The 8,621-nt window shown below is 52.0% G+C and carries 12 protein-coding genes; all 12 read right to left on the minus strand.

Features of this window, described 5'->3' with window-relative positions; genetic code table 11:
* The 12 genes from rpsC to rpsL all read right to left on the minus strand — a co-directional run bounded on the left by rpsC (window position 1) and on the right by rpsL (window position 8,609).
* The gene (gene rpsC, locus ACZ483_RS06725; RefSeq protein WP_464323421.1) at window positions 1-699 is read right to left on the minus strand and encodes a 30S ribosomal protein S3; all 699 of its coding nucleotides are present in this window, start codon (window positions 697-699) and stop codon (window positions 1-3) included.
* Between the two features lie 3 nt (window positions 700-702).
* Window positions 703-1,101: a 50S ribosomal protein L22 gene (gene rplV, locus ACZ483_RS06730; protein WP_464323422.1), complete on the minus strand. Its 399-nt coding sequence runs from the start codon at window positions 1,099-1,101 to the stop codon at window positions 703-705.
* Window positions 1,102-1,111: 10 nt separating this feature from the next.
* Window positions 1,112-1,426, minus strand: a complete 315-nt coding sequence (rpsS, locus tag ACZ483_RS06735; RefSeq protein WP_464325138.1) for a 30S ribosomal protein S19 — start codon at window positions 1,424-1,426, stop codon at window positions 1,112-1,114.
* A 146-nt stretch (window positions 1,427-1,572) separates the two neighbouring features.
* Window positions 1,573-2,436: a 50S ribosomal protein L2 gene (gene rplB, locus ACZ483_RS06740; RefSeq protein ID WP_464323423.1), complete on the minus strand. Its 864-nt coding sequence runs from the start codon at window positions 2,434-2,436 to the stop codon at window positions 1,573-1,575.
* Window positions 2,437-2,447: 11 nt separating this feature from the next.
* Window positions 2,448-2,756: a 50S ribosomal protein L23 gene (rplW, locus tag ACZ483_RS06745; RefSeq protein WP_464323424.1), complete on the minus strand. Its 309-nt coding sequence runs from the start codon at window positions 2,754-2,756 to the stop codon at window positions 2,448-2,450.
* Entirely contained in the window at window positions 2,753-3,352 is a 600-nt protein-coding gene (gene rplD, locus ACZ483_RS06750) for a 50S ribosomal protein L4 (protein WP_464323425.1), read from the minus strand. Before rplD ends, rplW begins: the two co-directional genes overlap by 4 nt.
* A complete protein-coding gene (gene rplC, locus ACZ483_RS06755; RefSeq protein WP_464323426.1) occupies window positions 3,349-4,059 on the minus strand; it encodes a 50S ribosomal protein L3 in 711 nt (236 codons plus the stop codon). Before rplC ends, rplD begins: the two co-directional genes overlap by 4 nt.
* A 4-nt stretch (window positions 4,060-4,063) precedes the next feature.
* Window positions 4,064-4,378 (minus strand): 30S ribosomal protein S10, encoded by a 315-nt coding sequence (rpsJ, locus tag ACZ483_RS06760; RefSeq protein ID WP_464323427.1) that lies wholly within the window; start codon window positions 4,376-4,378, stop codon window positions 4,064-4,066.
* Between the two features lie 12 nt (window positions 4,379-4,390).
* Window positions 4,391-5,608 carry an elongation factor Tu gene (gene tuf / locus ACZ483_RS06765; protein WP_464323428.1) on the minus strand — a complete coding sequence of 406 codons (1,218 nt, stop codon included), beginning with the start codon at window positions 5,606-5,608 and terminating at the stop codon, window positions 4,391-4,393.
* Between the two features lie 16 nt (window positions 5,609-5,624).
* Window positions 5,625-7,724, minus strand: coding sequence for an elongation factor G (fusA, locus tag ACZ483_RS06770; RefSeq protein ID WP_464323429.1), 2,100 nt, complete (start codon window positions 7,722-7,724; stop codon window positions 5,625-5,627).
* 12 nt (window positions 7,725-7,736) lie between these two features.
* Window positions 7,737-8,219: a 30S ribosomal protein S7 gene (gene rpsG / locus ACZ483_RS06775; RefSeq protein ID WP_464323430.1), complete on the minus strand. Its 483-nt coding sequence runs from the start codon at window positions 8,217-8,219 to the stop codon at window positions 7,737-7,739.
* Window positions 8,220-8,222: 3 nt separating this feature from the next.
* The gene (gene rpsL, locus ACZ483_RS06780; protein WP_464323431.1) at window positions 8,223-8,609 is read right to left on the minus strand and encodes a 30S ribosomal protein S12; all 387 of its coding nucleotides are present in this window, start codon (window positions 8,607-8,609) and stop codon (window positions 8,223-8,225) included.
* Window positions 8,610-8,621: the final 12 nt, after the last annotated feature.

The raw sequence follows: 8,621 nt of genomic DNA on the forward strand, positions 1-8,621 counted from the left end.
TCATCCTACCTCCTGAGAAGCTTTAGCGAGGTCCTCCTCTATCTTTTTGAGTACCTCCTCCTTGCCCCCTTTGAGTATATCTCCCTTGTATATCCAAACCTTTACACTGAGTATCCCGTACTTGGTGTAAGCGGTGGCAAAGCCGTAATCTATGTCAGCCCTGAGCGTCTGTAGGGGCATCCTTCCCACGAGGAACCACTCCTTCCTTGCGAGCTCCGCCCCGCCTATCCTTCCCTTCACCTGAACTTTTACACCCTTGGCTCCCGCCTTGAGAGCGTTGTCGATAGCCCTCTTCATCGCCCTCCTGTGGGAGACCCTCCTCTCTATTTGAAGAGCTATATCCTCGGCAACGAGCTGAGCGTCGAGCTCGGGGTTCCTCACCTCGGCAACGTTTATCGTTACCTCTTTGCCCGGAACCATCTTTTCTATGGTCTTCTTGAGAAGTTCCACCTCCTGACCCTTCCTACCTATGATTATCGCCGGCCTTGCGGCGTGTATCCTTATCTTGAGCTTGTCCACTATCCTCTCTATCTCAATACGGGATATGCCTGCCACCTTGTACCTGTTCTTTATGTATTCCTTTATCTTCAGATCCTCATGTAGGGTTTTGGCGTATTCACTCTTAGGCGCGTACCATTTTGAGTCCCAGCTCTTGGTAACTCCGAGCCTGAAGCCTATAGGATGCGTCTTCTGTCCCATGTATTACTCCTCCTCTTCCTCTTGCCTTTCTGCGAGAACTATAGTTATGTGGGATAGTCTCTTTCTCACCATAGTAGCCCTCCCGTGGGCTCTCGGTATCCACTTCCTGAACATCGGTCCCCTGTCGGCAACCGCCTTCTTGATATAGAGCCTGTCTAAGTCCAGTCCCTTCTGCTCAGCGTTGGCTATCGCGCTCTTTAGGACGTTCTCCACTATCCTCGCCGCCCTCTTAGGAAGAACTTTAAGGAGGTACAGAGCCTCTCCCACGTCCTTGCCGTGTATCTGGCTAAGAACCAACCTCGCCTTGAGGGGTGAGACGTGGGCGTATCTGAGGATCGCTATGGCTTCGCCTTCTCTGTAACCCTCTCTCTGGGACTTGTCCTTAATCTTCAGTTGACCCATACCATGCACCTCACTTCTTCTTTACCACCTTAGCGGTCTTCTCCGGATGTCCCCTGAAGGTCCTTGTGGGGGCAAACTCTCCTAACTTGTGCCCCACCATCTCCTGGGTTATGTACACGGGGACAAAGGTCTTTCCGTTGTGAACAGCTATAGTGTGTCCGACAAACTCAGGGATTATTGTGGATGATCTCGAGTAGGTCTTCACCACCTTCCTCTCACCCGTCTCGTTCATCTGCTTTATCTTCCTCCAGAGTTTGGGATGGACCCAAGCCTTCTTGTTGACGAGGTTCCTGAACTGCTCGTAGGTCTCCTCGTACTTCCTTATCCTCCTCTCTATGAGCTCAGAATCTCCCTTCTTCTGGGCCTCCCTGACCTTCTTGTGGAGTCTGTGAATCCTCTTGTAGAGTTTGTAAAAGGTATCGAGATCCTCTATGAGCCTGTTCCTCTTGTTCCAAGATCCCTTAAAACCCATCAGAGCGGCCTCCCATCTCTACGTGTAATTATGAACCTGTCGGAGTACTTCTTTCCTCTTCTCGTCTTGTATCCCTTCGTCTTCCATCCCCAGGGGGATTCGGGGTGCTTACCTCTCGTCCTTCCTTCACCACCGCCGTGGGGGTGATCGACGGGGTTCATCGCAGTTCCCCTCACGTGAGGTCTCCAGCCAAGCCACCTTGCCCTTCCTGCCTTGCCGAGCTTTATGAGCTCGTGTTCGGCGAGACCCACCTTACCTATCGTAGCCATGCACCTCTCGTGGACGAGCCTCATCTCTCCCGAAGGGAGCCTTATTTGAACGTAATTGCCAGTCCTTCCGAGAACCTGGGCTTCCGTTCCGGCAGATCTCACCAACTGCCCACCCTTTCCGGGGGTCAGCTCTATGTTGTGGATTATCGTTCCTACGGGTATGAACTTCAGAGGCATGGCGTTTCCGGGCTTTATCTCAGGAAGAGGTTTCCCCGCTGATGCGTCCTCGTAGCTGATGGACATAACCGTGTCACCCACCTTAAGACCTTCGGGCCAGAGGATGTACCTCTTCTCACCGTCCGCATAGTGGAGCAGGGCTATCCTTGCACTCCTGAAGGGATCGTACTCTATAGCCGCGACCTTTGCGGGGACGAGGCTCTTGTTCCTCTTGAAGTCTATTATCCTGTAGAGCTTCTTATGTCCTCCTCCCCTGTGGCGGGAGGTTATCTTTCCCTGCTGACGGGACCTTCCCTTAGCCCTGTGCCACCAGATTACGAGAGACTTCTCAGGCTCCTTCTTAGTTATCTCGGAAAAGTCGTAGAGAACCGCATGCCTCGTTCCGTTCGTAACGGGCTTTAGCTTCCTAACACCCATCTTTCCACTCCTTAAGTTGCAAAGTTAAGAAGGTCTATGCTCTCTCCGGGCTCGAGGGTAACTATAGCCTTCTTCCACTTCTTTGTAGTGCCGTACTGCCTGAACCTTCCTATAACCCTCTTCTTCTTCGGCTTCACTATCATGGTGTTCACCTTCTTAACCTTGACTCCGAAGAGCTCTTCGATAGCGTTCTTTATCTCGGACTTAGAAGCGTCAAGGGCTACCTCAAAGGTGTACTTGTTATAGTCCTCCATGAGTCTGTTGCTCTTCTCCGTTATCACCGGTCTGATAATTATCTCGTAAGGTCTCCTCTGACTCATGTCTCAACCCTCTTGTAGATTCCCTCTAAGGCGTCCTTGATTATGAAGAGCTTGTCACTCCAGAGTATGTCGTAAACGTTGAGCCCTTCCGTGGTGAGAACCCTGACGTTGGGTAAGTTCCTGAAGGACTTGTAAATCACCTCGTCCTTTTCGGGAAGGACTATAAGAACCTTGTCCTCTTCAGCCTTCTGCTTCTTGAGGAACTCTATAGCCCTCTTGGTCTTGGGAACGTCGCCTATATCGATCTTATCCACTATCTTGATAGCCTTGTTCTGAGCCTTGTCGGAGAGAGCCATCTTGAGGGCGAGTTTCCTGACCTTCTTAGGGAGAGGATACCAGTAGTCCCTCGGCTTTGGTCCGTGGGCTACACCACCACCTACAAGTATGTTGGCTCCCCTGTCGCCGTGCCTCGCGTGTCCCGTTCCCTTCTGGGGAAGTATCTTCCTCCCGCTGTAAGCTACCTCACCCCTCGTCTTTGTGGAGTGAGTCCCCTGCCTGCGGGAGGCGAGTTGCCACTTTACCACTTCCCAGAGAACGTGCTTCTTTACCTTGACGTTAAAGACGTCGTCCCTTACCTCAATTCTTCCTATCTTCATAACTGGGCTCCCACCTGCTTAACGCTCTCTATGAGGGGCTTAAGCCTCTCAGCTTTGAGCTGTTGTTTCTTCCTACCGGCTATCCTCGACTGCTCAATAAAGAGTATCCCCTTGTTGGGTCCGGGTACGGATCCCCTCACAAGGAGAAGCCTTTCCTCGGGGATAACATCCACTACCACGAGAGACTGAACTCTTATCCTCTCAGCTCCGTAGTGTCCCGCCATCTTCTTACCCTTCCAGACCCTTCCAGGATCGGTTCTGTTACCTATCGCTCCTACAGCCCTGTGATACCTGTGTCCGTGGGACTTGGGAAATCCAGAGAAGTCCCATCTCTTCATAGTCCCGGCAAAACCCCTTCCCTTGGATATACCGACAACGTCAACCAGATCACCTGGTTTGAAGACTTCTTCGATTTTTAATTCCTGACCCTCCTGATAGTCCTGAGGGTTCTCTACCTTGAACTCTTTTAGGTATCTGAGGAGCTTTACGTTTCTCTTACTGAAGTGTCCTATCAGGGGTTTCGTAAGGTGCTTCTCCTTCGCCTCTACTGCCCCTACCTGAACGGCGGAGTAGCCGTCCTTCTCAGGAGTCTTCACCTGAACCACGTAGTTTTCGGGAACCTGAATCACGGTGACGGGTATCGCAGTTCCGTCCGCAGCGAAGACCCTCGTCATTCCTACCTTTCTTCCTATAACTCCTATTCCCATCTCATCAACCTCTCATCTTCACCTCTACGTCCACACCGGCGGGAAGGTTGATCTCCATGAGGGCTTCTATCGTCTGGGGCGTTACCCTCGTTATATCAAGAATGCGGGCGTGCTCTCTTATTTCGAAGTGCTCCCTCGACTGCTCGAACTTGTGGGGAGACCTGAGGACACACCACTTTCTTATTCTTGTAGGCATAGGTATGGGTCCCTTAACGACTCCTCCCGTTCTCTTGACGGTCTCTATTATCTTCTTCACCGATTCGTCGAGCAACTTGTGGTCGTAAGCCCTAAGCCTTATCCGTATTCTATCCTGATCCATCTTTCAGACTCCTCAGTCAAGGATTTTAGTAACTACTCCTGCTCCTACCGTCCTCCCTCCTTCCCTTATCGCAAACCTGAGCCCCTCTTCCATCGCCACCGGCGCTATCAACTCCACCTCCAACTCCACATTGTCCCCAGGCATCACCATCTCCACTCCCTCAGGCAACTTCACCACTGTACCCGTCACATCCGCCGTCCTGAAGTAAAACTGCGGCCTGTAATTCACAAAAAACGGTGTGTGCCTCCCTCCTTCTTCCTTCGACAGTATGTACACTTGCGCTCTAAACCTCTTGTGTGGCGTCACCGTCCCAGGCTTCGCCAACACCTGCCCCCTCTCTACATCGTCCTTTCCTACTCCCCTGAGCAATACTCCTACGTTGTCCCCAGGTAAAGCCTCATCAAGAATCTTCCTGAACATCTCTATGGACGTAGCTACCGTCTTCAACGGCTCCTCTCTTAGCCCCACTATCTCCACTTCCTCCCCAGGCTTGAGTACTCCTCTCTCTACCCTACCTGTTACAACCGTTCCCCTTCCTGATATCGTAAACACATCCTCTATGGGCATGAGGAACGGCTTGTCTATCTCCCTCTTGGGTGTGGGTATGTACTCATCCATGGCGTTGAGTAGTTCCTTTATTGACTCTATCCACTTCCCGGGAGAGTTCTGTTCAAGCTCCTGTAGTGCTCCAAGAGCTGATCCCCTTATCACCGGCACTTCGTCTCCGGGAAACTCATACTTGGTAAGAAGTTCTCTTACTTCGAGTTCTACAAGCTCTAAGAGTTCCTCGTCGTCCACCATGTCGCACTTGTTCATGTACACGACTATGTAGGGAACGTTGACCTGTCTCGCAAGGAGAACGTGCTCCCTCGTCTGGGGCATGGGCCCGTCCGCTGCCGAAACTACAAGGATAGCGCCATCCATCTGTGCTGCCCCGGTGATCATGTTCTTGATGTAGTCCGCATGCCCCGGACAGTCAACGTGGGCGTAGTGTCTCTTTGCTGTCTCGTACTCAACGTGAGTTATGTTTATGGTTATCCCTCTCTCTTTCTCTTCAGGTGCTTTGTCAATTTCTTCGTACTTGTAGCACTCTGCCTTTCCTCCCTCTACCAGTCCTGCTGCTAAAACACAGGTGATGGCAGAGGTGAGGGTGGACTTACCGTGGTCTACGTGTCCTATCGTTCCTACGTTAACGTGCTCCTTTGTCCTCTCAAACTTCTCCTTCGCCATCTATACCAACCTCCTATCAGGCACTCTTTCCTGCCATCCGCTGACCTATAATCTTTTCAGCGATGTGCTGAGGAACCTCCTCGTAATGGGAAAACTTCATTATAAAGGTTCCCCTTCCCTGTGTCAAGCTCCTGAGCGTTGTGGCGTAACCGAACATCTCCGCCAAGGGAACGTGCGCCCTGACTACCGTTATGACCCCCTTGTTCTCCATTCCCATTATCTTTCCGCGCCTTGAGTTAAGGTCTCCTATAACGTCTCCGACGTAATCCTCGGGGGTCTCCACCTCGACCTCCATTATCGGCTCCAAGAGAACGGGATCAGCCTTCTTGGCAGCCTCCTTGAAAGCCATGGATCCTGCTATCTGGAAGGCTATCTCGGAGGAGTCCACCTCGTGGTAGGAACCGTCGAAGAGCTTAACCTTTACGTCCACCACAGGATATCCGGCTAAGATACCTCCTTCCATAGCCTCCTTTATTCCCTTCTCAACGGCAGGTATGAACTCCTTGGGTATCACACCGCCGACTATGGCGTTCTCGAAAACGAAGCCCTGCCCTCTCTCCAAGGGCTCTACTTCTATAATCGCATGACCGTACTGACCTCTACCTCCCGTCTGCCTTATGAACTTACCCTCTCCAACAGCCTTCTTCCTTATGGTCTCCTTGTAAGCGACCTGTGGCTGTCCGACGTTCACCTCTATGTTGTACTCCCTCTTCATTCGATCGACCATTATCTCCAAGTGGAGCTCTCCCATACCGTGGATGAGGGTCTGTCCAGTCTCTGGGTCGGTGGTAGCCCTGAAGGTGGGGTCCTCCTTCATGAACTTGTTAAGGACCTGAGAGAGCTTCTCCTGATCCTTCTTCGTCTTCGGCTCAATAGCCATTGATATAACGGGATCGGGGAACTCCAACTTTTCGAGGATTATGGGATGCTTCTCGTCGGCGAGGGTGTCTCCCGTGGCGGCGTCGAGACCCACAACAGCACATATCTCTCCCGCAGACACCTCCTGTATCTCTTCCCTGTGATTGGCGTGCATCAGCAGAAGCCTTCCGACCCTCTGCTTCTCACCCTTAGTAACGTTAAGAACGTAGGATCCCGCCTTAAGGTTTCCGGAGAAGACCCTTATGTAGGTAAGCTGTCCGGCGTAGGGATCGGACATAACCTTGAAGGCGTAAGCGCAGAAAGGCTCGTCGTCCAACGGTTTCCTTTCTTCAACCTCTCCCGTGTTAGGATTGGTTCCCTTTATAGGAGGCAGATCTATCGGAGAGGGCAGGTAGTCTATCACTGCATCAAGGAGGGGCTGAACACCCTTGTTCTTGAAGGCGGAACCGCAAAGAACTGGAACGAGCTGTCTCTCTATGGTAGCCTTCCTGAGGGCTTTTCTCAATTCTTCTACCGAAATCTCTTGTCCCTCCAAGTACTTCTCCATAAGTTCGTCGTCTGTTTCTACGATTGTCTCTATCATCTTCTCCCGCCACTCCTGAGCCTTGTCCACGTACTCGGCGGGTATGTCCCTCACCTCGTACTTGGCACCGAGGGTCTCCTCGAGCCATATGATAGCCTTCATCTCCATGAGGTCTATAACGCCCTCGAACTGATCCTCAGCACCTACGGGTATCTGAATAGCAACCGGTTTTATGCTAAGCTTCTCCTCTATCTCGTTGAAAACCCTGTAGAAGTCCGCTCCCAGCCTGTCGAGCTTGTTTATAAAGGCTATCCTTGGAACGTTGAACCTGTCAGCCCACCTCCAGTTAGCCTCCGACTGGGGCTGAACACCCTCGACAGCAGAGAATATGAAAACTATCCCGTCGAGAACCTTCATGGATCTGACGACTTCGACGGAGAAGTCCACGTGTCCGGGAGTATCTATTATGTTTATCTGGTACTTATCTCCGAACCTCTCCCAGAAGCAGGCGGTGGTAGCGGCGGTTATGGTTATCCCCCTCTCCTTCTCCTGCTCCATCCAGTCCATCGTAGCCGCGCCTTCGTGAACTTCCCCTATTTTGTAAGTTCTTCCCGTGTAGTAGAGTATCCTCTCGGTAGTTGTGGTCTTGCCGGCGTCTATGTGGGCAACTATCCCTATGTTCCTTAGCTTCTCTATAGGTACTGTTCTCGCCATCTCTTTACCTCCTTACCACCTGAAGTGGGAGAAAACCATGTTCGCCTGAGCCATCTTGTGGGTATCCTCCTTCTTCTTTACCGCCCCGCCTTTACCATCGAGGGCATCCAAGAGTTCAGCCTTGAGCCTCTCTATCATCGTGTAGGATCCCCGGTGTCTCGGTCTGTTCCTCGCAGCCTCGACTATCCACCTTATGGCGAGGCTTATCTGTCTCCTTTCGGGAACCTCTATGGGAACCTGATAGGTAGCTCCTCCTACCCTTCTGGGTCTGACCTCCCACTGGGGCTTGACGTTCTCAACGACCTTGTGGAGGAGCTCCACGGGGGTCATCTTCCTTTCCTTAGCAGCTTCTTCTAAGGCTGTATAGACTATCCACTCCGCAATGCTCTTCTTCCCGTCCTTCATAACCTTGTTTATGAGCTTCTGAACGAGGACGTCTCCGTACTTAGGATCTGGGGGTATCTCTCTTGGGGTAACGGGTCCTTTCCTCGGCATACCTTAACCTCCCTTCTCTTCCTTGGGTCTCTTGGCTCCGTACTTGGAGCGGGACTGTCTCCTTCCCTGAACTCCGGCGGCGTCCAATGCACCTCTTATCACCTTGTATCTAACACCGGGAAGGTCCTTAACCCTTCCACCCCTGACGAGAACTATGGAGTGCTCCTGAAGGTTGTGTCCCTCGCCGGGGATGTAGGCGGTAACCTCTATCCCGTTGGAGAGCCTGACCCTCGTGACTTTCCTGAGAGCGGAGTTGGGCTTCTTGGGGGTTACGGTGTAAACCCTAACGCAGACTCCCCTCTTCTGCGGGCATCCCTCTAAGGCGGGAGCCTTCGATTTCTTCTTCTTCTTCTCCCTTCCGTGCTTGATAAGCTGGTTTATCGTCGGCATCGGCTATCCTCC

The sequence above is a fragment of the Hydrogenivirga okinawensis genome (assembly GCF_055385515.1).

Coding starts and splice junctions, on each gene's coding strand:
- rpsC (WP_464323421.1), bottom strand. CDS start 699: ATGGGACAGAAGACGCATCCTATAGGCTTCAGGCTCGGAGTTACCAAG.
- rplV (WP_464323422.1), bottom strand. CDS start 1,101: ATGGGTCAACTGAAGATTAAGGACAAGTCCCAGAGAGAGGGTTACAGA.
- rplB (WP_464323423.1), bottom strand. CDS start 2,436: ATGGGTGTTAGGAAGCTAAAGCCCGTTACGAACGGAACGAGGCATGCG.
- rplW (WP_464323424.1), bottom strand. CDS start 2,756: ATGAGTCAGAGGAGACCTTACGAGATAATTATCAGACCGGTGATAACG.
- rplD (WP_464323425.1), bottom strand. CDS start 3,352: ATGAAGATAGGAAGAATTGAGGTAAGGGACGACGTCTTTAACGTCAAG.
- rplC (WP_464323426.1), bottom strand. CDS start 4,059: ATGGGAATAGGAGTTATAGGAAGAAAGGTAGGAATGACGAGGGTCTTC.
- rpsJ (WP_464323427.1), bottom strand. CDS start 4,378: ATGGATCAGGATAGAATACGGATAAGGCTTAGGGCTTACGACCACAAG.
- tuf (WP_464323428.1), bottom strand. CDS start 5,608: ATGGCGAAGGAGAAGTTTGAGAGGACAAAGGAGCACGTTAACGTAGGA.
- fusA (WP_464323429.1), bottom strand. CDS start 7,724: ATGGCGAGAACAGTACCTATAGAGAAGCTAAGGAACATAGGGATAGTT.
- rpsG (WP_464323430.1), bottom strand. CDS start 8,219: ATGCCGAGGAAAGGACCCGTTACCCCAAGAGAGATACCCCCAGATCCT.
- rpsL (WP_464323431.1), bottom strand. CDS start 8,609: ATGCCGACGATAAACCAGCTTATCAAGCACGGAAGGGAGAAGAAGAAG.